Below are 23,092 nucleotides of genomic sequence, written 5' to 3' on the forward strand. Positions count from 1 at the left end.
GGTACTGCAGGGGGGACCCTGTGGGAGAGTAGGACACCGCCGGACACCCATTCACGGAATGGCCACCCCCACGGGTGGCCATTCCGCGTTAACAGCCCGATATTCGCGGTCGGTAGACTCGAAGGATGCCGGCGCTCGACCTGTCTCTGTCTTCTGTCGAACTCACTCGCATCATCTGCGACATTCCGAGCGTCTCCGGCGACGAGAAGACCCTCGCCGACGCGATCTTCGCGCAGGTCTCCGCGCTCGAGCATCTCGACGTCTATCGCGACGGCGACACGATCGTCGCCCGCACCCGCCTGGGTCGCGCGCAGCGCGTGGTCATCGCCGGGCACATCGACACGGTTCCCATCAACGGCAACGTGCCGACGAAGGACATCGATGTCGACGGCGAGGCGTACGTCTGGGGTCGCGGCACCGTCGACATGAAGGCGGGCGTCGCGGTGCAGCTGAAGCTCGCCGCAGAGCTTTCGGATCCCCGGGTCGACATCACGTGGATGTGGTACGACCACGAAGAGGTCGACGCGGACCTGAACGGACTCACGCGGCTCGCGCGCACGCGACCCGACCTGTTCGCCGGCGACTTCGCCATCCTCGGGGAGCCGTCCGACGGCGCCGTCGAGGGCGGCTGCAACGGCAACCTGCGTGCGATCGTCCGCACCCACGGGGTGCGCGCGCACAGCGCGCGTGCCTGGATCGGCGAGAACGCGATCCACAAGGCCGCGCCGATCCTCGAGCGCCTCGCCGCCTACGAGCCGCGCGACGTCGCGGTGGAGGGGCTCGTCTATCGGGAGGGGCTGAATGCGGTGCGCATCAACGGGGGTGTGGCCGGCAACGTGATCCCGGATCTGTGCGAGGTCGAGGTCAACTACCGCTTCGCCCCGAGCCGTGATGTCGCGGAGGCGGAGAGCCATGTGCGTGACGTGCTCGCCGGGTTCGAGGTGGAAGTCGTCGATGCCGCGGCCGGCGCCCGTCCCGGTCTGGACGCCCCGCTCGCACAGGAGTTCCTGGCGGCCGTCGGCGCCGAGCCGCGGCCGAAGTACGGCTGGACCGATGTTGCGCGCTTCAGCGCGTTGGGCGTGCCCGCGGTGAACTACGGACCCGGCGATCCTCACCTGGCGCACCACGACGAGGAGCGGGTTCCCGTCGCGCAGATCGAGGCTGTCGAGCAGGGTCTGCGCGCATGGCTGGCGAGCAGCTGATCCTGTCGCCGGTGACGCGTCCGTCGGCCGCCCGGACCGCTGTGCGCGTCGCGGCGATCTACGTCGCCGCGAGGATCGTCACCTCCCTGTTCCTGTTCGCCGCCGCCGAGCTCTCCGGCTTCACGTCGCGGATGGGGGCGGACGCCCAGCTGGGCGACACCATCGTCGCTTGGGACGGCCAGTGGTATTGGCTGGTCGCCGTCTCCGGCTACCCGAGCCAGCTGCCGCTCAACGACGCCGGGCAGGTCGCAGAGAACGCCTGGGCGTTCCTCCCGATCTATCCGTGGCTCGCGCAGTGGGTGTCGATCCCCTTCGGCCTCTGGCACACCGGCGCCCTCATCGTGTCGCTGGTGGCCGGGTACGGGGCATCCGTCGCGCTCTATCACCTGCTGCGGATGCGACTGGACGAGTCGGCGACGCTCTGGGCGGTGGCGTTCTTCGCGAGCGGTCCGCTCGCTGCGCTCTTCCATGTCGGCTACGCGGAGGCGCTCAACCTGTTCTGGCTGTTCTGCGCGCTGCTCGCGGTCGCACGCCAGCGCTATGTGTGGCTGTACGCCTTGATCCCGCTGATGGCGTTCACACGCCCCGGCGTCCTCGCGTTCGCCCTGTTCCTCGCACTGTTCGGCATCTGGCGCTGGCTCACGCGCGCGCGTGAACCGCTGCGGGCTCCGGAGATCGCGCACATCATCGCCGCCGGGCTGCTCGCCGCGGTCGCGGGGTTCGCGTGGCAGTTCATCGCCGGATGGGTCACCGGGAATCCTGAGGCCTATCTCGTCACGGAGATGGCCTGGCGTCGCAACTGGATCCTCGGTGACGCGACGTTCACGCCATTCGAGCCGTTCCTCGCGGGAATCTCATACTGGTTCGAGACGATGTGGCACCTCCCGCTGGCACTCGGCTACATCCTCGTGGCCGGAGGGCTGCTCGTCGTCGCGGTCGCCCTGATCGCGCTGCCGCAGGTCCGCCGTCTCGGCATCGAGATCCGCCTGTGGAGCGCCAGCTACCTCGTCTACCTCCTGCTGGTGTTCTTTCCGCAGTCGAGCATCTTCCGGCTGTTGGTGCCGCTGTCGCCGCTGTGGGGCGCGTTCGCGGTTCCGCGCTCCCGCGCGTGGCGGATCGGTGTGCTGATCGCGTGTCTCGCGGGACAATGGTGGTGGATCTACAACATGTATGCGCTGGGAAGTACGAACTGGCAGGTCCCGTGACGCCGGATGACGGATGCCGCTTTCCCCAGGCGTGCCCGGGGCGTCGGCCCTCACGATAAACTCGATGTGCAGACCATCGATGAAAAGGAGCCGCAATGGCAGCCATGAAGCCGAGAACCGGAGACGGGCCGATGGAGGCCGTGAAGGAGGGTCGACTCATCATCGTGCGGGTTCCGCTCGAGGGAGGCGGTCGCCTTGTCGTCTCGGTGAACGACGCTGAGGCCAAGGAGCTCTACGACGTCCTGGGGGGCGTCGTCAACGCCGCGTAATCGCTCGTTGCGCGACGGCCGGTCCTATCGGGACCGGCCGTTCGCGTCTGCGGTGCGGAGATGTCAGGACGTGGAGACGGTGGTGAGCTGCAGCAGTCCCTCGCCCGTGATCGACAGTGCGCCGATCACCGCGGGGGATGCCTGCGTCTCCTGGATGAGCGAGCGGTACGCGGTGGTGACCGGGTCGCGGCGCACCGGATCGGCTACGGCGCCACCGGCGAGCACACGGGGGACGAGCACCGTCCCGCCGGCCCGGACCAGGCGCAGACCGTGCTCGACGTACTCGATGACCCCCTCGGGGTCGGCGTCCACGAGCACGATGTCGTAGGACGCCTCATTCATGCGCGGCAGCACCTCTGACGCGCGGCCGGTGATGAAGCGGGCGCGCGCTGGAGGGATCCGCGCCTCGGCGAATGCCTGGCGGGCGGCGCCGAGGTGCTCGGGCTCCTTGTCGATGGTGGTGAGGGTCGCGCGCGGGGAGCCGTGCAGCAGCCAGAGGCCGGAGACTCCGGCACCGGTGCCGATCTCGACGATGTTGAGCGCCTGCGACACCGCGGCGATGATCGCGCACTGGGCGCCGATCGCCGGGCTGATCGGCGCGGCCCCGAGTTCGAGCGCGTGCGCGCGGGCGCGCGCGATGTGCTCCGGCTCGCTCGTCGCCTCGTCGACGAACCGCTGGTTCGCGTTCTGCTCTCCCATCGGAATCCTCCGCCCGCCAGCCTACGCGGCCGCGCGGCGCTGGCCGCACAGGCGCGGCGGTAATCTGAAGGCATGATCTTCGGCCTCACGATCGAGAAGCTCCTGCTGATCGGACTCGTCGCGGCACTCATCCTCGGACCCGAGCGGCTGCCCCGCTATGCGGAGGCCCTCGCCGGGCTGACCAAGCGGGCGCGGACCTGGGTGACGACCGCGCGGACGCGCGTGCGCGACGAGATGGGCGAGGATTTCGACGACGTGGACTGGCGCACGCTCGACCCTCGGCAGTACGACCCGCGCCGCATCATCCGCGAGGCGCTCCTCGACGACGCTCCGGTCGCGAGCCTCGTCCCGCCGCCGCCACCGCTGCCGCCGACGACGCCGGAGCGGTCGCCGTACCGCAGCCCGATCGACGGACCGACGCCCTACGACAGCGAAGCGACCTGACCCGCGGGGCCGATCAGCGCGGGCGGAACGGGAGCGAGCGCCCCGACAGGCCGCGCGGCGTCTGAGCCAGCATCTCGGCGAGGCCGGCGATGACGCGCGACGCAGGATCGTCGGGGTGTGCGAGGACTGCCGGGGTTCCGGCATCCGCATCCGCCCGCAGTGTCGGGCTGAGCGGCACCGAGGCCAGCAGCGGCACCTCGGCGTCCGGCTGCGACAGCGCTTCGGCGACCGCGCCGCCGCCGCCCGCGCCGAACACATCGACCGTCGTACCGTCGGGAAGCGTCATGGCGGCCATGTTCTCGACCACCCCGATGACGCGCTGCCCGGTCTGGCGCGCGACGACGCCGCTGCGCACCGCGACGTCGGCCGCCGCCGCCTGCGGCGTCGTGACGACGAGCACCTCGGCGTTGGGCAGCAGCTGCCCCACCGAGATCGCGACGTCGCCGGTGCCGGGAGGCATGTCGAGCAGGAGTACGTCGAGGTCGCCGAAGTAGACGTCGGTGAGGAACTGCTGCACGGTGCGATGCAGCATTGGCCCGCGCCATGCGACGGCGCCGACCGGGGCGTCGCCCCCGGAACGGCGCAGGAACATGCCGATCGAGATCACCTTCACGCCATGTGCGACGCGCGGCAGCATCAGGTCGTCGACGCGCGTCGGCTGCGGTACGGTGCCGTCGGCCGCGACGAGCCCGAGCTGGCCCGGGATCGAGAAGCCGTGCACATCGGCGTCGAGGAGCCCGACGGCGAGCCCGCGTGCGGCCAGCGCGACGGCGAGGTTCGCCGTGACCGTCGACTTGCCGACGCCGCCCTTGCCGCTTGTGACGGCGATGACGCGCGTGAGCGTGCCGGGACCGAAGGGCATCTCGCGAGCTCGTCCGCCGCGCAGCCGCTCCGTGAGCGCGTGCCGCTCGGCCGGCGTCATGACGCCGACCTCGAGCGCGACCTCCGTGATCCCTGGAACGGATGACGCCGCCGCGCGCACCTCTGACGCGATCCGGTCCGCCGCGGGACACCCCACGATCGTGAGGGCGATCCCGACGCGGGCGACCCCGTCGTCCACCGAGATGTCACGGACCATGTCGAGCTCGCCGATGGGTCGGCGCAGCTCGGGGTCGGAGACGGCTCCGACGGCGGTGCGGACGGCGTCCGCGGAGGCCGGGCTCATCGTGCGGCGCCGTCCTCGACCTCAGGGGAGTTCTCGAGCTTCTCGAGCAGGGCGCGCAGCTCGCTGCGGAGGACGTCGCGTGTGAGGACCTGGTCGGCGAAGTCGTTGACGGCCATCCGAAGGGCGACGACCTCGCGGGCGAGGTACTCCGTGTCGGCGAGGTTGCGCTCGGCGCGCTGCCTGTCCTGCTCGATCTGCACACGGTCGCGGTCGTCCTGCCGATTCTGCGCGAGGAGGATGAGAGGCGCGGCGTAGGACGCCTGCAGCGACAGGATCAGGGTGAGCAGCGTGAAGTTGGTCGCTGCGGGGTCGAACTGCAGCTGCGGCGGCATGAAGATGTTCCACGTCAGCCACACGGCGACGAAGATCGTCATCCCGATCAGGAAGCCCGACGTGCCCATCGCGCGGGCGAACGCCTCCGAGAAGCGCCCGAAGCGATCGCTGGACGGCTGAGGCGTGCGCTGCAGCATGCCCGAGCGGCCGCGAGGGGCGTCGAGCGACGTCTGGCGGGTGTTGCGTGCCATCAGCGCCTCCTGCCTGCGCCGGATGGCTTGCCGAGAACTGACGTGCTCGCGGTCGTGGTCGGGACGGACTCGGATGCCTGGCGTTCGTCCTCCTCGGCATCGTGCGATCTCCAGTCCTCGGGGAGGAGGTAGTCGAGCACGTCGTCGACGCTGACCGCGCCGACCAGCCGGTGGGCGGGATCGACGACGGGGAGGGATACCAGGTTGTACGACGCGAGCAGACGTGCGACCTCGGCCGCCGACGCGGTCGCCGGAACCGGGTCGAGCGTGTCGTCGATGATCGCGCCCAAGCGCTCGTGCGGCGGGTAGCGCAGCATCCTCTGGAAGTGCACGGTGCCGAGGAGGCGGCCCGTGGGGGTCTCGTACGGAGGGAGGGTCACGAAGACGGCGGCGGCGAGCGCCGGGTGCAGTTCGTGACGACGGATGAGCGCGAGAGCCTCGGCGATCGTCGCATCGGCGGAGAGCACGATGGGCTCGCTCGTCATGAGGCCGCCCGCGGTGTCGGGCCCGTACTTGAGAAGGGCGCGGACGTCTTCCGCCTCCTCGGGCTCCATGAGCTCGAGAAGCTCTTCGCGCTGATCCTCGGGCAGCTGCCCGAGGACGTCCGCCGCGTCATCGGGCTCCATGGCGTCGAGGATGTCGGCCGCGCGTTCGTCGTCGAGGGCCTCGAGGATATGCACCTGCTCCTCTTCGGGCATCTCTTCGAGGGCGTCGGCCAGACGGTCGTCGGGGAGCTCATCGACGACCTCGAGCAGCCGCTCCTCGGGCAGGTCGAGCAGCGTGTTCGCGAGGTCGGCGGGACGAAGTTCGGAGTATGTCGCCACCAGCTGTTCCGCGGACTGCGCTTCGCCGGGCACCTGGCTCTCGCGCACCGCGTCCCAGTTCGCGAATGTGGTGGGACCCTTGGCGAAGGGGGAGGCGCTCGTCTTCGGCTTGCGCAGGAAGAGCTGACCGACGTCCCACTCGCCGAGGCGGTTGCGCTCGATCGCCACGTCTTCGATCACCGCGGTTCCAGATCCGTCGGCGAAGAACACCTTGCGGCCGAGGAGCTCGGCCATGACGCGAACCTCGCCGCCGCGCTGCTGGAAGCGTCGGACGTTGATGAGTCCGGTGGTGATGACCTGGCCGGTCGCGATCGAGGTGACGCGGCCGATCGACACGAACACGTTCCGCCGGCCGGGGATCTCGACCATCAGCCCGATCACGCGGGGCGGATCGTCTTTGCGGTAGATGACGACGACGTCGCGGACCTTGCCGAGACGGTCGCCGGCGGGGTCGAAGACCGAGCACCCGGAAAGGCGCGCGACGAAAACCCTCTGCGTGCTCACACGTCCCAGCGTAGTCCGCGCGCCGTGGGAGGATGGGGAGATGACCATGATGGGAGGGCGCTCTCCGCAGGGTTCCGACGCCGTCGGACAGACCGTGGCGAGCTTCCCGACGTACGAGGCGGCGCAGAAGGCGGTGTCGTCCCTCATCGCGGCCGACATTCCCGCACGCGACATCGCGATCGTCGGGCTGGGCCTCCGCTCGATCGAGCGCATCACCGGCCGTCTGGGTTACGCGTCGGCCGCGCGGTCGGGCGCGGTGAACGGGCTCCTCCTCGGTCTCCTCTTCTCGGCGATCCTCGTGATCGGCTCGCCGTCCGTGCCGATCCAGGCATTCGTCGGCGTCCTGTTCGTCGGCATCGCGATCGGCATGCTGCTGAGCATCGTGGCGTACTCGTTCGTGCGTCGGCGCCGCGACTACGCGTCCGTGATGCAGGTCGTCGCCGACCACTACGAGGTCACCGTCACCGACAACAGCGTCGGCCGAGCGCGTCAGGTGCTCGGCCCCCAGACCTCGGTCACGCCCCCCGTTCCGGCCCCACCGACGGCGCCGGTCGCCCCAGCCCCCGCCGCTCACTCCACCGAGCCGCCCAGATACGGCGAGCGGGTCGCGGCGAAGCCGGGTGCCGAGGGCGAACTCGGCGAATCCGCGCCGGATGCGCACGCCGTGGCTCCGGGCCCCGGCGCGCACGCCGTGGACGCCGCCGAACCTGAGCCGTCGACAGCCGCGGGGCAGGACGAAGCGGACCCGGTACGCGCGGACGACAGCGAGCGCGCATGAACGCAGACGGGGATTCCTCGCGGATCGCCGTCGCGCTCCCGAACGGGAACGCCGAGGTATCAGCCGACCTGGTCATGCCGTCGTCGGCATGGGCGTTCGCGGCCGTTGCGCACGGTGCGGGCGCGGGGTATCGGCATCCGTTCCTCACCGGCTTCGCCGACGCCCTGGCACGGGAGGGCGTAGCCACCCTGCGGTTCAACTTCCCGTACGCAGAGGCGGGCAGACGGATGCCGGGACCCGCGGCGCACGCGATCGCGACGTGGGCGGCGGTCCATGCCGAGCTGGCGGAGCGCGCCGCGGGCGCCCCCGTGTTCGCGATGGGCAAGTCGTACGGCGGGCGCATGGCGTCGATGGCGGCGGCGGAGGGCGCGATCGATCCGGTCGGCTTGGTGTACCTCGGTTACCCGCTGCATCCGCCGGGCAGCCCCGACAAGGCCCGCACCTCGCACCTGCCCGACGTGCCGCAGCCGCAGCTGTTCGTCGAAGGGACGAACGACCCCTTCATCGACCCCCACGAACAGCTCGAAGCCGCCGTCGCGTCGTGCCGGGTCGCCGCGATCGCCTGGATCGACGGCGGCGGCCACTCGTTCGAAGTGAAGGGGCGCAAACGCCCTCCTGCCGAGATCGCGGCCGATCTCGCACCGGTGGTCGCGGACTGGCTGCGCCGGACTCACTCGGGAGCAGGACCGACGTAACGCCCTCGGGGTCGCAGGCGCATCGGGCGCTCGTCATACTCGTCAACCGCGTGCGAGATCCAGCCGACGATGCGTCCGATCGCGAAGATCACCGATCCGGCGTCGTCGGACATGTCCGCCCAGAGGGTCAGCGCGGCCAATGCGAGGTCGAGGTTCGGCCGCAGGTCGGCGCGGCGAGCCACCTCATCGCAGACGGCGTCGACCGCGGCGAGGATGTCCGCGCTGTCCGTCGCGTCCCTCAGCAGCTCGAGGAGCACGGTCGCGCGCATGTCGCCCGCGGCATAGAGCGGCTGTCCGAACCCCGGGATCCCGCGGCCGCCGTCCCGCACGGCGCGCGCGATGGCGAGCGACGGGCTTCGGCCGTCGCGGACGGCGCGCACGAGCTGCGCGGCCGCGCGGCTCGCGGTGCCGTGCAAGGGTGCATCGAACGCGCCGAGCGCCGCGGTGACGACGGCATATCCGGAGGCGCGGGCCGATGCCGCGACACGCGCGGCGAGTGTCGACACGGCGAGATCGTGGTCGATGACGAGCACCAGTGCCGCATCGAGCAGTCGTGGTCCGCCGGGGAGATCGCGCGGAGCGAGCGCGCGCCACAGCGTCCGCGCGACGCCCGCGGGCTGGTCGGCGGGGGCGAGCGCGGCGGGCAGGCCGGTGACGAGCCGCGCTCCCACGCGCACCAGCTGCGACGGATCGGGGTCGTCGCGCAGGGGATCGCCGGCAGCGAGAGCCGCCACCGCGACGACCAGCCTGTCCACAGGCGGCGCCTCCGGGCCCAGGGCGTCGATCGTGCGTCGCGCGACGGCGAGATCGGCGGGCGACGGGGCGCGCAGTGCCGGTACGTCCCACAGCCACCTCACGACCTCCTCGAACGTCGACTCGCGGGCGAGTCGTGCGGTGGATCGCTCGCGATAGTGCAGCTCGTCGTCCTCGATGTGGGCGAGTCTCGTGTCGAGCACCATGAGCGGGGTGCCCGGAGCCGGCGAGCCGGGGACAGCACTCGGAGAGCGTCGGCGCCGGCGCGAGAACGCCTCGATCTCCAGCGGATCGAACGACGAGCCCGCGGCATCGCGCTCCCGCGACAGCAGTCCCCGTGAGACGTATGCGTACAGGGATTCCGGCTTGACGCCGAGACGGGCCGCGGCCTCAGCCGCGGTGAGCCGGGGAAGGTCGCTCATGATGTTGATCCGATCAAGATTGACGAAAGCAGGATCAAGTTCCGACACTGAGTGTAGCGGGACCGACCGCCCACGGCGCGGTCGACTTCCCGGAACCCTCGAGCAAGGAGCCGACATGACGACGACACGCCTCACCCCGACAGACGCGCCGCGCGGCCTCGCCGGCGTGATCGTCGCCGAGACCACCGTGAGCGACGTCCGCGGGGCGGAGGGCTTCTACCAGTACCGGGATCGGTCGGCGATCGAGCTGGCGGAGACGGCGAGCTTCGAAGACGCCTGGCAGCTCCTCGTCACCGGACAGGACGCGACGGATGCCTCGCGCCCGGGGTTCGCCGCCCGCGTCGCCGATGCCACCATCCGGCGGCGCGGCGACCTCGACCCCGTCGTCGACGCGGTGTCGACGGCGACGCCGGAGGTGCTCGCCGGGCTCGCGGCCGCCTGGCCGTTGCTCGGCGCGAGGCGCGGCATCCGTCCTCTCTACGATCTCGACGAGGACGAACGCCTCGACGATGCGATCGCCCTCGCCGCCGCCACGCCGGTGCTCGTCGGTGCCCTCTGGCGGCGCGGTCGCGGAGAGCGCGAGCTGCCCGTGCTGGAGGGCCGCGGCGTCGTCGCGAACTACCTCCGGCAGGTCACCGGACTCGTTCCGGACGAGGCGACCGAGAGCGCTCTGACCGCCTACCTGATCGCCGTCATGGATCACGGCTTCAACGCCTCCACCTTCACCGCCCGGGTCATCGCCTCGACCGGGGCCGACGTCGCCGCCTGCCTCGTCGGCGCCCTCGGAGCGCTCACCGGACCTCTCCACGGGGGCGCGCCGTCCCGTGCCCTCGACGGGCTCGATGCCGTCGGCACCGACGACCGCATCGACTCGTGGATCCGCGGCGAGCTCGCGGCGGGGCGGCGTCTGATGGGGTTCGGTCATGCGGTGTACCGCACCGCGGACCCGCGCGCCGAGCTGATGAAGCGCGTCGCCCTGCGCACGGGCGGGCCGCGTGTCGAGCTCGCGCTGCGGTTCCAGCAGAGCGCCGAGCGGCTGCTGGCCGATGCGAAGCCCGGGCGTGAGCTGCACGCGAACGTCGAGTTCTGGGCGGCGCTGGTGATGGAGCAGTGCGGGATCCCCCGCTCGATGTTCACGCCGACGTTCGCGGTCGCGCGCACGATCGGGTGGACGGCGCACATCCTCGAACAGGCGCACGACCCGAAGATCATCCGGCCGTCGTCGCGCTACGTGGGACCCGCGGTCCGCGTGGCGGCGGCCTGATCGGGACTATCTTCCGGCGGCGTACCCCTGCATCCCGCGCGGGTTCGCCGCACCCCACAGGAAGCCGGTGGCGGCATCCCGTCCGACGGCCGACACGCGGCCGAGCGCCCAGTCGCCCGCTCGTGTGACGCGGTGGCCGCGGCGCTCGAGCCCCTCGATCAGCGAGTCGCCCAGCCGGTTCTCGACGACGGCGCCGGCGGGCGTCCAGGTGCGGGGCCAGAAGGACTCGGGCATCGAAGTGGTGTGCAGCGCGGGCGCATCGATCGCCTGCTGCGGCGTATAGCCGCCGACGATGATGCGCAGCAGGGCAAGCACCTGCCACTGGTCCTGCTGATCGCCGCCGGGGGAGCCGATCGCGAACTCCGGCGTGCCGTCCCGAAGCACCAGCGTGGGTGTGAGGGTCGTCCGCGGGCGCCTCCCTGCGACGAGCGAAGACGGGTGCCCCGGCTCGAGCCATGTCATCTGCAGACGCGTTCCGAGGCAGAACCCCAGCGCCGGGACGGTGGGCGAGGATTGCAGCCACCCGCCCGAGGGAGTCGCCGAGACGATGTTCCCCCATCGGTCGATGACGTCGAGATGGCACGTGTCGCCGCGCGTCTCGCCGGTTCTGGCGACGGTCGGCTCGCCCGTGCCCACCGTGGGAGCGTCGTAGGTCGTGCGCAGCGGGGGACGGAACGGCGTACGCCCCGGCAGCGGACCCGGGCGGAACTCGGCCGAGGCCTGCGACGTGATCTGCGACCTTCTCGCGTCGAGGTAGTCGGCCGACAGCAGCGCGTCGAGGTCGACGTCGTCGTCCCCGAACCAGGCGTCGCGGTCGGCGTAGGCCAGCTTCTGCGCCTCGAGGATCGTGTGCGCGCCCTCCTCCTGCGACGGGTCGAGCAGGTCGTCGGCGAGGGGCTCGAGCAGGCCCAGCGTCTGCAGCAGCGCGGGGCCCTGCGTCCACGCGCCGGCCTTCGCGATCGTGCGGCCGCGGAACTCCCGCGTGATCGCGGGCTCGTAGCCGGCGTCGAAGCTCGCGAAGTCGTCCGCGGTGATGACCGCCGCGTGCAGGCCGCCGCCGGAGTGCCGGTGCGGCTGCGACAGGAACGCGGACGCCTCGTGCGCGACGATCCCGGTCTTCCAATCGCGCCGCGCGGCGTCGATGCGGGCGGCCCGTCCGACGGGCCCGTCGTCGCGCACGGTGCACGACGCGTGGACCAGCGAGTCGAGCACCTCGGCGTAGGCCGGGTTCCGCATGATCTGACCGGCGACCGGAATCTCGCCCCCGGGCACCCACAGGTCGGCGGATGTCGGCCAGTCTTCGCGGAAGAGCTCGGCGACGCGCGCGATCGTGGCGGCCGCGCCCGCCACGAGCGGGTGCCCGTCGCGCGCATAGCCGATGGCGTACGCGAGGACGTCGGTGAGCTCCCATGTCCCGTGGTCGCGCAGCAGCAGCAGCCATGCGTCCACGGCGCCGGGCACCGCGGACGCGAGGCCTCCGGCGCCGGGCGTGAGCTCGAGACCCTCGCTGCGGTAGTGCTCGATCGTGGCGCCGGCGGGCGCCGGGCCCTGGCCCATCAGCACGGTCGGGGCGGCGGCATCCACCGGCTGGAAGATCGCCACGAGATCGCCGCCGGGCCCGTTGAGGTGGGGCTCGACGACGTGCAGGACGAAGGCCGCGGCGACCGACGCGTCGAAGGCGTTGCCGCCCCGTTCGAGCACGGCCTGCGCGGTCGCCGTCGCGATCCAGTGCGTGGACGCGGCCATACCGAACGTGCCCGTCAGGGTCGGACGCGTCGTGAAGGACGACGGGGCGGTGTACTTCGACACGCTCGATGACCGATGAGGGCGTTCAGCGGCCGCCGCGGGCGATCCATGCCTCGACCTCGTCGGCGGTGCGCGGGATCGCGGCGGACAGGTTGACCGGTCCGTCGGCGGTCATGAGGATATCGTCCTCGATGCGCACGCCGATGCCGCGGTACTCCTCGGGAACGGTGATGTCGTCGATCTGGAAGTACAGGCCGGGCTCGATCGTGAAGACCATGCCCGCCTCGAGGATGCCGTCGTAGTACATGTCGCGGCGCGCCTGCGCGCAGTCGTGCACGTCGATGCCGAGGTGGTGGCTCGTGCCGTGCACCATGTAGCGCCGGTGGTGGCCGCCGTTCTCGGCGTCGAGCGCCTCCTCGGCGGTGACGGGGAGGAGACCCCATTCGGCCACACGCGTCGCGATGACCTGCATCGCCGCCTCGTGGATCGAGCGGAACTTCACGCCAGGCTTCGCCACGGCGAACGCGGCGTCGGCCGCCTCGCGCACGGTCTCATACACCTTGCGCTGCACGTCCGTGAAGCGGCCGCTCACCGGCAGCGTGCGTGTGATGTCGGCGGTGTAGAGGCTGTCGACCTCGACGCCGGCGTCGATGAGGATGAGGTCCCCGGGGACGACGGCGCCGTCGTTGCGCGTCCAATGCAGGTAGCACGCGTGGGGGCCGGACGCTGCGATCGTGTCGTAGCCGACGGTGTTGCCGTCGCTGCGCGCACGCTGGTGGAAGACACCTTCCACGACGCGCTCGCCGCGGGGATGCTCGACGATCGCGGGGAGGTTCGCGACGATGTCGTCGAAACCGGACGCGGTGACCTGGACGGCGAGTTCCATCTGACCGACCTCGTAGGCGTCCTTCACGAGCCGCAGCTCCGAGACGAACCGGGTGAGGTCGTCGTCCTCGTCGAGCACGACATCCCCGTCGCCGGCCTCGAAGTCGTCGATGTGCGCCGTCGCGAGGCCGAGGTCGGATGCGACGCCGGCAAGGGCGGGTCGGGGGCCGATCCAGAACTCGCCGATCGAGGCATCCGAGTAGAACTCGCTCGTCGTGCGGTCGGCGCGCTCGCGGAAGTACAGCGTGACGTCGTGGCCGCCTGACGAGCGGGGCTCGAATACCAGCACGGCGCCGGGCTCGGCGTCGGACGCCCAGCCCGTCAGGTGGGAGAAGGCGGAGTGCGCGCGGAACGGGTAGTCGGTGTCATTGCTGCGCTGCTTGAGCTCGCCCGCGGGGATCACGAGGCGCTTGCCCGGGAAGGCGGCAGAAACCGCGTCACGCCGCGCAGCCGTGAAGGCTGCCTGCGGGCGTGCCGGCGGAGCGGACTCCGGGCGTTCGGCCCATCCGGTCGAGATGGTGTCGAGGAAGCCCTGCCCGTACGGCTGACGGCGGTTCGTGCTGGTCGACGTCGGGGTCGAGGTCTCGGTGGTGCTCGTGGCGCCGGGGGACTGCTCGCTGGCTGCGCTGCTCATGCCTCCCAGTCTCGCACGCGCGTGGGAGCGCGGACAGTTCAGCCGGCGGGGTCGTACTGGACGATGAGCGGGCGGTGGTCGGACCCGGAATCGTCGAGCGAGCGCAGGACGAGCGAGCCCGTGGCCCGCCACTGCGGCGTCGCCATCACGTGGTCGATCGGGGCGCCGAGGATGGCAGGCATGTCGGCCGACCAGGTTCCCAGCGCGCCGTTGCCCGTCTCGGCTGCGGCATCGGTGCAGTGGCCCAGCGTGGCACCGTCGAGCCCGAGACCCGACATGTGATCGACCGTGGCGTTGAAGTCGCCGGCCATGATCACGTTGCCGTCGCCGCACTGATCGGCCAGCCATTGGAGATCGTCGCGCCAGTTCTGCATGTAGCTGGGGCGTGGGGCGACCGCATGCACCGCCACGACGGTGGGTCCGTCGCCCGACACCGGCATCGCCACCGCGCTGGGCACGGTCGAGGTGTTGCTGCTGCCGTCGAGCGAGGACTCGATCACGGCGTAGTCGCCGAGCTCGGGTGAGATCAGGAGCGTCGTCGAGCCGGCGTCCCATTCCGTCGACGGGTCGGAGGCGTGGTGCGCCCACATGCGGTGTCCGAGGTCGCGCATCGCGATGGCGACGCTCTCGCCGGTCTCGATGGTCGTCTCGGGGAGCGCGACGATGTCGGCGTCCATCGCGACGGCGATCTTCGCGATCGTCTCGGGCGGCGTGGCGGCGCCGGCGGTGTTCCACGTCATGATGCGGATGGACGACTCGGTCTTCGCCGGGAGCGGGTCGCTGCCCAGCCCGCCGCGCGACGACAGCACGGCGACATTCGCGACGGTGGCGAGCCCCGCGACCACCGCGATCGAGAACGCGAACGCGCGGATCGGGCGGGCGATCGAGAGGAGGAGCGCCAACAGCGCCGCGGCGGCGAACGCCAGGGCGAGGAGGCCTCGGAACGACACGATCTGGGCGATGGGATAGATGCGCTCGACACGGAAGAAACCCGGGAAGGTCAGCACCGCGGCGGCGATGGCGCACAGCACGGCGAAGAGGATCCCGAGCAGGCGAAGCACGACCGCGACTCTATGCGAGCAGGCTGTGAGATCCGTCAGCGCGCGCGGGCGTCGCGCGTTTCGCGCCGCGCTACGCTCGGAGGATGCCCAGACTGCAGCGGTTCGAAGGGCCGAGCGACCTGCATCTGCACTCGGCGAACTCCGACGGCACGCAGCCACCCGCCGAGGTGATGGCGTCCGCCCACCGGCACGGGGTGCGCACGGCCGCCCTCACGGACCACGACACCACGTCGGGCTGGGCCGAGGCCGCGGAGGCCGCGACATCCCTCGGCATGACGTTCCTTCCCGGGATGGAGCTGTCGGCGCGGCACGAGTGGCGCAGCGTCCACGTGCTGGCGTACCTGCCCGACCCCGACGAGCCGGCGCTGCGAGCCGAGACCGCGCGCATCCGGTCCTCGCGGCTGGATCGGGCCCGCCTGATGGCCGACCGCATCGCGCGCGACTACGACCTGGTGTGGGACGACATCCTCGAGCAGACCACCGATGCCGCGACCGTGGGCCGGCCGCATATCGCCGACGCTCTGGTGGCACGGGGACTCGTCCGCGATCGCGCTGAGGCGTTCGCCGGCATCCTGAGCCCGCGGGGCGACTACTACGTCGCCCTTTACGCGCCCGACCCGGTGACCGCGGTGGGACTCGTCGCGGGCGCCGGGGGAGTGGCGGTCATCGCGCATCCGGCCGGGCGCGCAGGCCTGCTTCCCATGCGCGTGATGGAACGGATGCTGGACGCCGGCCTCGCAGGCTTCGAACTGGGTCACCGCGAGAACCGCGACCCCGCGCTCGCGACCCTGCGCGACCTGTGCCGCGAGCGCGACCTCGTCGTGACGGGCTCCAGCGACTACCACGGGCTGGGAAAGCCCAACCAGCCGGGCGAGAACACCACCACCGACGAGATGGTGGGGCGCATCATCGCCCGCGCGACGGGAAGCGCCCCCGTCTACCCGTGAGGGCGGACGAGGGCGCTTCGTGACCGCGGATGCCGCGGGTCAGATCGTGACGATCGGCACGGTGCCGTTCAGCCGAGCGCCTTGGCCTTCAGCGCGTCGTACTCGGCCTGCGTGATCGTGCCGGCGTCGAGGAGACCCTTCGCCTTGGCGATCTCGTCGGCCGGGCTGGGGCCTGCGCCCGCGACGGACTTGATGTAGGCGTCCTGTGCGCTCTGCAGCTCCGAGGCCTCCTTCGCGCTGCGCTTGGCCATGCCGTTCCCGCGCGCGATGAGGTAGACCAGCAGCGTCAGGAAGGGCACGAAGATCAGGAAGATGATCCAGACGGCCTTCCACCAGCCGCTCAGCTTGTGGTCGCGGAACAGGTCGGCGATCACAGCGAACAGCGCGAACAGGTACGCCATGAAGAAGAAGATCCAGAGGAACCACCAGATGATGTCCCAGAAGGAGCCCCAGAAGCCCTGGTACTCATAACCGGTGGTCACGGCCTCGATGATGCGCATCGTGTGCCTTTCGTGAATGCGAGGTACCGGCGCCCTGTGCGCCGTCAGCGCTCACCATAGCGCTGTCGCGGCGCCGGATGACGGCGCCGCGACAGGAGAAGACGGATTCAGGCGCCGACGGCGGCGCCACCCGCGGGGGTCGACCCGCCACCGCTGCCGCCGCGACGGCGGCGACGGCGCCGCGGAGCGGGCTTGCCGTCGTGGTGCTCCTTGCCCCCGCCGTCGTGGGTTCCGCCCCCGTCGGTGGAGCGGTCGCCGTCCGCGCTCCCGGGCGCGCCGTGCTCCTGCGACCCGGCAGCACCCGCCTCGCCGGTCTGGAACGTGGAGCCGACCCGCTCGGTCGAGCCCGACCGGCGACGCCGGCGCCGGCTCCGCGGAGCCTGGCCGTTCGTCTCGACCTCGGCGGCAGCATCCGCCGCGCTCTCGGGCTGGACGCGGACGGCCTGGGTCTTCGGGGCCGTCACGATGCGGCCCTTCGTGCCCGCGGGGATGTCGAGGTCCGAGAACAGGTGCGGGCTCGACGAGTAGGTCTCGACCGGCTCGGGCTGGCCGAACTCGAGGGCGCGGTTGATGAGGGCCCACTTGTGCAGGTCCTCCCAGTCCACGAACGTGACTGCGATGCCGGTCTTGCCGGCGCGGCCGGTGCGGCCGGCGCGGTGCAGGTACGTCTTCTCGTCGTCGGGGATCGTGTGGTTGATGACGTGCGTGACGTCGTCGACGTCGATGCCGCGCGCGGCGACGTCGGTCGCGATCAGCACGTCCTTCTTGCCGGCCTTGAAGCCCGCCATCGAGCGCTCCCGCGACTCCTGGCTCATGTCGCCGTGGACCGCGCCCGCGTTGAAGCCACGGTCGTTCAGCTCGTCCACGAGCTTCTGGGCGGCGCGCTTGGTGCGTGTGAAGATCACGGACTTGCCGCGGCCCTCCGCCTGCAGGATGCGGGCGATGATCTCGTCCTTGTCGAGCGAGTGCGCCCGGTAGACGAGGTGCTTGATGTTGGCCTGCGTGAGGCCCTCGTCGGGATCCGTCGCGCGGATGTGGATCGGGTTCGACATGAACCGGCGCGCCAGCGCGACGATCGGCCCGGGCATCGTCGCCGAGAAGAGCTGAGTGTGACGGATGGCGGGCACCTTCGAGAAGATCTTCTCGATGTCGGGGAGGAACCCGAGGTCGAGCATCTTGTCCGCCTCGTCGAGCACGACCTCGGTCGCGTTCGAGAGGTCCAGAAGTCGCTGGTTGTTGAGGTCGATGAGGCGGCCCGGGGTTCCCACGACGATCTGCGCGCCCGCCTTGAGCTGGTCGATCTGGCCCTCGTAGGCCTTGCCGCCGTAGATGGCGACGACGCTCGCGGAGCGGTTCGAGGTGAGCATGTCCATGTCTTCGTAGACCTGGACGCACAGCTCCCGGGTCGGGACCACGATGAGCGCCTTGACCCCGGGGGCCGGGTCGGCGCCGAGACGCTGGACGACGGGGATGCCGAAGCCGAAGGTCTTGCCGGTGCCGGTCTTGGCCTGGCCGATGATGTCCTGGCCGGGAAGGCCGAGGGGGATGGTCTGCTCCTGGATGGGGAACGCGTCCACGATGCCCTTTGCGGAGAGCGCGTCGACGATGTCCTGATCAACGCCGAGTTCGGCGAAGGTCGTCACGATGTGTGCCTGTCCGGCAGTGGGATGCTGCCTGGGTTCATGCCCTGGCGCGTCCGACGACTCTGAGCGGTCGCCGCGCGGGCGGAAGTGCGATCCACGCCCTTCTTTCCCACAGGCGCGGGCGCCCCGATCCGACGCCGGGGACGACACCCACGATACCGGAGGACCCCGGCGCGAGCGTGGAGGCTTGTCCCCTCGTAGGCTTTCGTCCATGGTGAAGTGGTTCTGGCAGCGTCGCGAAACGGGGCGCAGGCTGCAGCTGCGCTCGCGCGACGAGCTGAGCGGTGGCAATCGCGTCGACTTCGAGGAGCTCGCCCCGGACATCGACACCTTCCTCGGCCAGGCGGCTTATCTGCAGCTCAGCTTCTTCGAGACGCTCACCGAGTTGATCCAGTCGACCCCCGAGCTGGGCGAGAAGGAGGCGGTGTCCCGCGCCGCCGGCGCGGCTCTCACCAAGCATGAGGCGCTGGTCGCGCTGATCCGCGAACGCGGCGACGACCCCACCGAGATCATGCGGCCGTTCCGCGAGCCCCTGGACGCCTTCCGGGCGGCCACGCACGGCGTGCGACCGCAGGAGACGATGCTGTCGGTGCACATCACCGCAGGCATGCTCGACGACTTCTACCTGGCGCTGTCGGCGAGCTACGGGGAGACGGGCGACCGCGTGGCGCACATCCTGCAGGCCGATGACGACCGTCAGGCCATCGTCGAGCTGATCTCCCAGGCCATCGCGAGCGACCCGGAATGGAAATCGCTGCTGGCGCTGTGGGGGCGCCGCCTCGTCGGCGACACCCTGCTCATCGCGCGAGCCGCGCTGCGGCCGACCGACCTCGGCCCGGTGGCCGAGGAGAAGGTGGAGCCCGTCTTCACAGAGCTCATGGCCGCGCACTCGCGGCGCATGGACGCCATGGGCCTGGCGGCCTGACACGCCGAACGGATGCTTCGTGCCCCCGATCGCGGCGGGGTTCGGGCGCGCTCGGCCGAGCGCGATCAGCCGATGCCGAGGCGCGCCTTCTCGCGCGCGTCGTGGGCGACGCGCGCGCGAGAGGTGAGGGTGATCGCCGGGTAGGTGACCACCATCGGGACGATGAGCGCCGCGAGCCACGGCCACGGCGTGTCGATCCCCACACCGAGCCACGTCAGGATCGACCACGCCGCACCGGCCGACACGGCGCCGATCATCGGCGCCAGGACGACCCCGCGCGTCAGGCGCTGGTGCAGCTGGAAGTGGATGCCGATGCCGACGACCGCGCCGACGATGAACGCGATGAGGATCTGCATGCCCGGGTCCGCTCAGGCGACGAAGCCGACGCGGCGCGACTCTTCGGAGCCGAGCTCGATGTACGCGAGGCCCGCGGTGGGGACGATGTACGAGTTCCCCTTCGCGTCGGCGAAGGTGACGTGCGTGGCGCCGGCGTCGAGCGCTGCGGCGACGGACTTCTTCACGTCTGCCGCCGGCTCGTTCGTCTCGAAGTTGAGCTCGCGGCCGGTGTTCGCGATGCCGATGCGGATCTCCACGTGACTGACCTCCTGCGCGGGGCGATAGTTGTGTGCCAGATGGCTGAGGGCTCCTCCTGGCGGAAAGGCTGAGGGTCCCCGGACGCATGGCAACTCTACGACACCGCGCAGGGGCATCCGCCCGCCGCCGGAACGCTCTGGGCGAACGGCCGATGTCGCGCCCTCGCGCTAGCGTCGGAGGGTGACTTCGGGCAGGGCAGATCGTGCGGCGTGGACCCCGGACGCCGCGCAGCGGCACGTGCTGGCGCTGCCTCCGCAGGCTTCGGGCGTCGTGGTGGGCGCACCCGGCACCGGCAAGACCGAGACGCTGATCGCGCGCGTGGCAGCCGTGATCCAGGCCGGCGTCGATCCCGACGCCGTGCTCGTGCTCACCCCGTCGCGGCAGACCGCGACGGCTCTGCGCGACCGCCTCGGTCTCGCGGTCGGGGTGGCGACGACCGGGCCGCTCGCGCGGTCGGTCGCCTCGTACGCGTTCCAGGTCGTTCGAGCGCACGCCGTCGCGGCGGACGCGGATCCGCCGCAGCTTCTCACCGGCGGCGACGAGGACCAGATCATCCGCGATCTGCTCGAGGGCGACGACGAGGATGAGGCGGCCGGCGCCGTCCGCTGGCCGGACTGGCTGGGCCCGGCGATCCGGGGCACGGCCGGGTTCCGGACCGAGGTGCGGACGTTCCTCGCCGAGTGCACCACCCTCGGCATCGAGCCGCGGCGCCTCCGCGAGCTCGGCGAGCGTCACGAGCTGCCGGCCTGGGTGTCGCTGGCGTCGTTCTTCGGCGAATACCTCCAGGTGCGCGCCGCCATGCGGGGGGCACACCGGGACGCGGCGGGTCTGGTCCGCGAAGCCGTCGGGCTGCTTCGCACGGCGCCGGCCGGAAGCCCTGCGGTCGACCGGGTGCGCGTGGTCATGGTCGACGATGCACAGGAGCTCACCCTCGGCGGAATCGAACTGCTCGAGGCCGTCGGCGCCCGGGGCGCCGCGGTGCTCGCGTTCGGCGATCCCGACGTCGGGTCGGGATCGTTCCGCGGTGCGACGCCCGAGAACTTCGCGCGGCTCGCAGCGTCACTGGGTGCCGTCCACGTGCTCACCGAAGGCCATCGCGGGAGTGCGTGGCAGCGCGAGCTGGTAGGTCGGGTCACGCAGCGCATCGGCGCGGTCGGCGTCGTGGCCCACCGCGGTGCGGCATCGGGTGCCGCAGCCGACGAGTCCGTGCGGGTGCTGACTCTGCGCTCCGCGGCCGAGGAGTATGACGCCGTGGCGCGGGTGCTCCGCGAGCGCCACGTGCACGACGGCGTGCCGTGGAGCGGCTGTGCCGTCATCGCCCACGACACCCGGCAGGTCGCGGCGCTCGAGGCGGAGCTGTCGGCGCGAGAGGTGCCGGCGCGCTCGAGCGGCCCGGGGCGCGCCCTCGGCGGGGTGCGGCCGGTCGCCGACCTGCTGAGGCTCATCGAGCTCGCGTCGCGCGACGAGTGGACGTTCGAGGAGGTGTCTGCGGCGCTCGTCGGCACCTACGGACGCCTCGACGTGATCGAGCTCCGCCGGCTGCGCTCGGCACTGCGGCACGCCGAGCTGCGGCGGGTCTTCGAGGGCGAGGCGGAGGCCACGGGCAGCCGGGTCGCCGTGGAGAGCGACGATGGCGCGGGCGTCGCCGAGCGCTCGGGTCGCGACCTCGTGCTCTCGGCGATGCGCCGGCCGCTCGAGTTCGACCTGCTCGACACGCGCGAGGCCCGGCGCGCGGCATCGCTGGCGCGGACGCTCGAGGTGCTGCGCGAGGACCTCGAGCGCGGTGCCACGGCGCACGAGCTGCTCTGGACCGCGTGGGACCGCAGCGGACTCGAGCGCTCGTGGGGCGAGCTCGCGCGCGGCAACGGCCCGCTGGCCGAGCAGGCGCACCGCGACCTCGACGCCCTGGTCGCGCTGTTCCAGGCCGCGAAACGATTCGTCGAGCGCTCGCTCGACGCCGATCCGCGTGTGTTCGCCCGGTCCATCCTCGACAGCGGCGTCGCCGAGGACCGTCTCGAAGCGCCGACGCGCGACGACAGCGTGCGCGTCATGACTCCGGCCGGAGCCCTCGGCCTCGAGTTCGACACGGTGGTCGTGGCCGGCGTGCAGGACGGTGTCTGGCCGAACACGAGACTGCGCGGCAGCCTTCTCGACACGTGGCGGCTCGCGGACGCCGCCACCCGCGCCGACGGCGAGACGCTGGGTGCGTTCGACCGCCGCCGCGGGGCGATGCACGACGAGCTGCGCCTGCTCGCGCGAGCGTTGTCGCGGGCAACGGCCCGCGTGATCGTGACGGCCGTCGATGACGACGACACGGGCCCGAGCGTATTCTTCGAGCTGCTGCCGGATCCGGAGCCCTTCGAGCTCGACCACCCCGTGTCGCTTCGCGGACTCGTGGCTCGGCACCGGCGCACCCTGACTGCCGCAGGCCCGCGCTCAGCCGCCGCCCCGGGGCCGCTCGCCGCGCCTGCGGCCCGCGCCGCAGAGCAGCTCGCCCTGCTGGCGGATGCGGGGGTGCCGGGCGCGTCGCCGCGCGAGTGGTACGGCGTCGCCGGGCCGACGTCGACCGGCCCGCTGCGCGATCTCTCGCGAGAGGACATCCGCGTCTCACCCTCCCGGCTGCACGCCCTGGAGGAGTGCGAGCTCAACTGGGTCATCGCCGATCTCGGCGGCGACCCGGGGGGCACCACCGCCGGCCTCGGCACGATCATCCACGCGGCGCTCGAGCACGCGGCCGATCACGATGAAGCGGGACTGTGGGCCGAGGTCGAGTCGCGCTGGGGCGAGCTGACGTTCGAGGCCGCGTGGCGCGACCGCGCCGAGCAGACCCGTGCACGCGACCTGGTGCGGCGCCTGCACCTCTACCTGCGACGCTTCGACGACGCCGGCGGCAGGCTCATCGGCGCCGAGCCGCACTTCGAGGTCGTGATCCCGATGGAGGACGAGCCGCAGGCGGCCGCCCCCGAGGCAACTGAGCACCGCGTCATCCTCTCGGGCTACATCGATCGCGTCGAGCTCACGCCGGAGGGAACCGTCGTCATCATGGATCTCAAGACCGGCAAGCGCGAGCCGCAGACCGACGCCAAGGTGCTCGACAACCCCCAGCTGGGCGCATACCAGTTGGCCTTCGAATCGGGCGCGATCCCGGAGGCGAACGGCCATGCGCCCGGTGGCGCGAAGCTCCTCGTGCTGCGGCCGACCGCGACCAGGTCGGACTACGTCACACCGTGGCAGCCGCCGTTCGACGACGAGCGTCGTGACGCGTTCGTCGGCCGCATCCGCACGGCCGTCGCGGTCATGCGCGGCGAGACCTTCACGGCACCGTACGAGGAGCACTGCCGCGACGAGCACTCGTACGGACTGTGCCGGATCCACACCGTGGGTGCGGTGAGCGCCTCGTGACCATCGC

General features: G+C 71.5%; 22 protein-coding genes. 10 read left to right on the plus strand and 12 right to left on the minus strand.

Features of this window, described 5'->3' with window-relative positions; all coding sequences use genetic code 11:
* Positions 1-125 precede the first annotated feature (125 nt).
* The 3 genes from dapE to J2Y46_RS11300 all read left to right on the plus strand — a co-directional run bounded on the left by dapE (position 126) and on the right by J2Y46_RS11300 (position 2,676).
* On the plus strand, positions 126-1,202 hold the full coding sequence (gene dapE, locus J2Y46_RS11290; protein WP_045296046.1) for a succinyl-diaminopimelate desuccinylase: 1,077 nt from the start codon (positions 126-128) through the stop codon (positions 1,200-1,202).
* On the plus strand, positions 1,184-2,407 hold the full coding sequence (locus J2Y46_RS11295) for a hypothetical protein (RefSeq protein WP_310242376.1): 1,224 nt from the start codon (positions 1,184-1,186) through the stop codon (positions 2,405-2,407). The genes dapE and J2Y46_RS11295 overlap by 19 nt, the downstream gene beginning before the upstream one ends.
* 95 nt (positions 2,408-2,502) lie before the next feature.
* Positions 2,503-2,676: a DUF3117 domain-containing protein gene (locus J2Y46_RS11300; RefSeq protein WP_019179788.1), complete on the plus strand. Its 174-nt coding sequence runs from the start codon at positions 2,503-2,505 to the stop codon at positions 2,674-2,676.
* A 63-nt stretch (positions 2,677-2,739) separates the two neighbouring features.
* On the opposite strand, the gene J2Y46_RS11305 is transcribed toward J2Y46_RS11300, so the two are convergent.
* The gene (locus J2Y46_RS11305; protein ID WP_045296044.1) at positions 2,740-3,375 is read right to left on the minus strand and encodes an O-methyltransferase; all 636 of its coding nucleotides are present in this window, start codon (positions 3,373-3,375) and stop codon (positions 2,740-2,742) included.
* Between the two features lie 72 nt (positions 3,376-3,447).
* Between J2Y46_RS11305 and J2Y46_RS11310 the strand changes: the two genes are divergently transcribed.
* Positions 3,448-3,819: a translocase gene (locus tag J2Y46_RS11310; RefSeq protein WP_045296043.1), complete on the plus strand. Its 372-nt coding sequence runs from the start codon at positions 3,448-3,450 to the stop codon at positions 3,817-3,819.
* A gap of 13 nt (positions 3,820-3,832) precedes the next feature.
* On the opposite strand, the gene J2Y46_RS11315 is transcribed toward J2Y46_RS11310, so the two are convergent.
* The 3 genes from J2Y46_RS11315 to J2Y46_RS11325 are packed head-to-tail and all read right to left on the minus strand — an operon-like array spanning position 3,833 to position 6,836.
* Positions 3,833-4,984 carry an Mrp/NBP35 family ATP-binding protein gene (locus J2Y46_RS11315; protein WP_310242385.1) on the minus strand — a complete coding sequence of 384 codons (1,152 nt, stop codon included), beginning with the start codon at positions 4,982-4,984 and terminating at the stop codon, positions 3,833-3,835.
* Positions 4,981-5,508 carry a DUF1003 domain-containing protein gene (locus J2Y46_RS11320; protein ID WP_045296040.1) on the minus strand — a complete coding sequence of 176 codons (528 nt, stop codon included), beginning with the start codon at positions 5,506-5,508 and terminating at the stop codon, positions 4,981-4,983. Before J2Y46_RS11320 ends, J2Y46_RS11315 begins: the two co-directional genes overlap by 4 nt.
* Positions 5,508-6,836, minus strand: coding sequence for a magnesium transporter MgtE N-terminal domain-containing protein (locus J2Y46_RS11325; RefSeq protein ID WP_045296038.1), 1,329 nt, complete (start codon positions 6,834-6,836; stop codon positions 5,508-5,510). Before J2Y46_RS11325 ends, J2Y46_RS11320 begins: the two co-directional genes overlap by 1 nt.
* A 40-nt stretch (positions 6,837-6,876) precedes the next feature.
* On the opposite strand from J2Y46_RS11325, the gene J2Y46_RS11330 reads away from it, so the two are divergent.
* Positions 6,877-7,614: a general stress protein gene (locus tag J2Y46_RS11330; protein ID WP_310242388.1), complete on the plus strand. Its 738-nt coding sequence runs from the start codon at positions 6,877-6,879 to the stop codon at positions 7,612-7,614.
* Positions 7,611-8,309, plus strand: coding sequence for an alpha/beta family hydrolase (locus J2Y46_RS11335; protein WP_310242390.1), 699 nt, complete (start codon positions 7,611-7,613; stop codon positions 8,307-8,309). Before J2Y46_RS11330 ends, J2Y46_RS11335 begins: the two co-directional genes overlap by 4 nt.
* On the opposite strand, the gene J2Y46_RS11340 is transcribed toward J2Y46_RS11335, so the two are convergent.
* A complete protein-coding gene (locus J2Y46_RS11340; RefSeq protein ID WP_310242392.1) occupies positions 8,285-9,484 on the minus strand; it encodes a citrate/2-methylcitrate synthase in 1,200 nt (399 codons plus the stop codon). The two genes, J2Y46_RS11335 and J2Y46_RS11340, sit on opposite strands and share 25 nt — an antisense overlap.
* Before the next feature lie 115 nt (positions 9,485-9,599).
* Here J2Y46_RS11340 and J2Y46_RS11345 point away from each other — a divergent pair, with 115 nt between their 5' ends.
* Positions 9,600-10,748 carry a citrate/2-methylcitrate synthase gene (locus tag J2Y46_RS11345; RefSeq protein WP_310242394.1) on the plus strand — a complete coding sequence of 383 codons (1,149 nt, stop codon included), beginning with the start codon at positions 9,600-9,602 and terminating at the stop codon, positions 10,746-10,748.
* A gap of 6 nt (positions 10,749-10,754) precedes the next feature.
* Here J2Y46_RS11345 and J2Y46_RS11350 read toward each other — a convergent pair whose 3' ends face one another.
* The 3 genes from J2Y46_RS11350 to J2Y46_RS11360 form a co-directional block, all read right to left on the minus strand.
* Positions 10,755-12,494 carry a gamma-glutamyltransferase gene (locus tag J2Y46_RS11350; RefSeq protein WP_310243037.1) on the minus strand — a complete coding sequence of 580 codons (1,740 nt, stop codon included), beginning with the start codon at positions 12,492-12,494 and terminating at the stop codon, positions 10,755-10,757.
* Between the two features lie 85 nt (positions 12,495-12,579).
* Positions 12,580-14,013 (minus strand): aminopeptidase P family protein, encoded by a 1,434-nt coding sequence (locus J2Y46_RS11355; RefSeq protein ID WP_310242396.1) that lies wholly within the window; start codon positions 14,011-14,013, stop codon positions 12,580-12,582.
* 38 nt (positions 14,014-14,051) lie between these two features.
* Entirely contained in the window at positions 14,052-15,074 is a 1,023-nt protein-coding gene (locus J2Y46_RS11360) for an endonuclease/exonuclease/phosphatase family protein (protein WP_310242398.1), read from the minus strand.
* Between the two features lie 83 nt (positions 15,075-15,157).
* Between J2Y46_RS11360 and J2Y46_RS11365 the strand changes: the two genes are divergently transcribed.
* Entirely contained in the window at positions 15,158-16,021 is an 864-nt protein-coding gene (locus J2Y46_RS11365) for a PHP domain-containing protein (protein WP_045296828.1), read from the plus strand.
* 68 nt (positions 16,022-16,089) lie between these two features.
* On the opposite strand, the gene J2Y46_RS11370 is transcribed toward J2Y46_RS11365, so the two are convergent.
* Together J2Y46_RS11370 and J2Y46_RS11375 are read right to left on the minus strand one after the other, a co-directional pair.
* Positions 16,090-16,521 carry an SHOCT domain-containing protein gene (locus J2Y46_RS11370; protein WP_045296829.1) on the minus strand — a complete coding sequence of 144 codons (432 nt, stop codon included), beginning with the start codon at positions 16,519-16,521 and terminating at the stop codon, positions 16,090-16,092.
* A gap of 107 nt (positions 16,522-16,628) precedes the next feature.
* Positions 16,629-18,164 carry a DEAD/DEAH box helicase gene (locus tag J2Y46_RS11375; RefSeq protein WP_310242402.1) on the minus strand — a complete coding sequence of 512 codons (1,536 nt, stop codon included), beginning with the start codon at positions 18,162-18,164 and terminating at the stop codon, positions 16,629-16,631.
* A gap of 211 nt (positions 18,165-18,375) precedes the next feature.
* Here J2Y46_RS11375 and J2Y46_RS11380 point away from each other — a divergent pair, with 211 nt between their 5' ends.
* Positions 18,376-19,089 (plus strand): ferritin-like fold-containing protein, encoded by a 714-nt coding sequence (locus J2Y46_RS11380; RefSeq protein WP_045296831.1) that lies wholly within the window; start codon positions 18,376-18,378, stop codon positions 19,087-19,089.
* Between the two features lie 65 nt (positions 19,090-19,154).
* On the opposite strand, the gene J2Y46_RS11385 is transcribed toward J2Y46_RS11380, so the two are convergent.
* Positions 19,155-19,445, minus strand: coding sequence for a hypothetical protein (locus J2Y46_RS11385; RefSeq protein WP_045296832.1), 291 nt, complete (start codon positions 19,443-19,445; stop codon positions 19,155-19,157).
* A gap of 12 nt (positions 19,446-19,457) precedes the next feature.
* Entirely contained in the window at positions 19,458-19,682 is a 225-nt protein-coding gene (locus tag J2Y46_RS11390; protein WP_045296833.1) for a DUF3107 domain-containing protein, read from the minus strand.
* Between the two features lie 181 nt (positions 19,683-19,863).
* Here J2Y46_RS11390 and J2Y46_RS11395 point away from each other — a divergent pair, with 181 nt between their 5' ends.
* Positions 19,864-23,085, plus strand: a complete 3,222-nt coding sequence (locus J2Y46_RS11395) for an ATP-dependent DNA helicase (protein WP_310242406.1) — start codon at positions 19,864-19,866, stop codon at positions 23,083-23,085.
* The last annotated feature ends 7 nt before the right edge of the window (positions 23,086-23,092 follow it).

Origin of the sequence: Microbacterium sp. BE35 (genome assembly GCF_031457705.1) — a bacterium.
In the GTDB taxonomy this organism is placed as follows: Bacteria; Actinomycetota; Actinomycetes; order Actinomycetales; family Microbacteriaceae; genus Microbacterium; species Microbacterium trichothecenolyticum.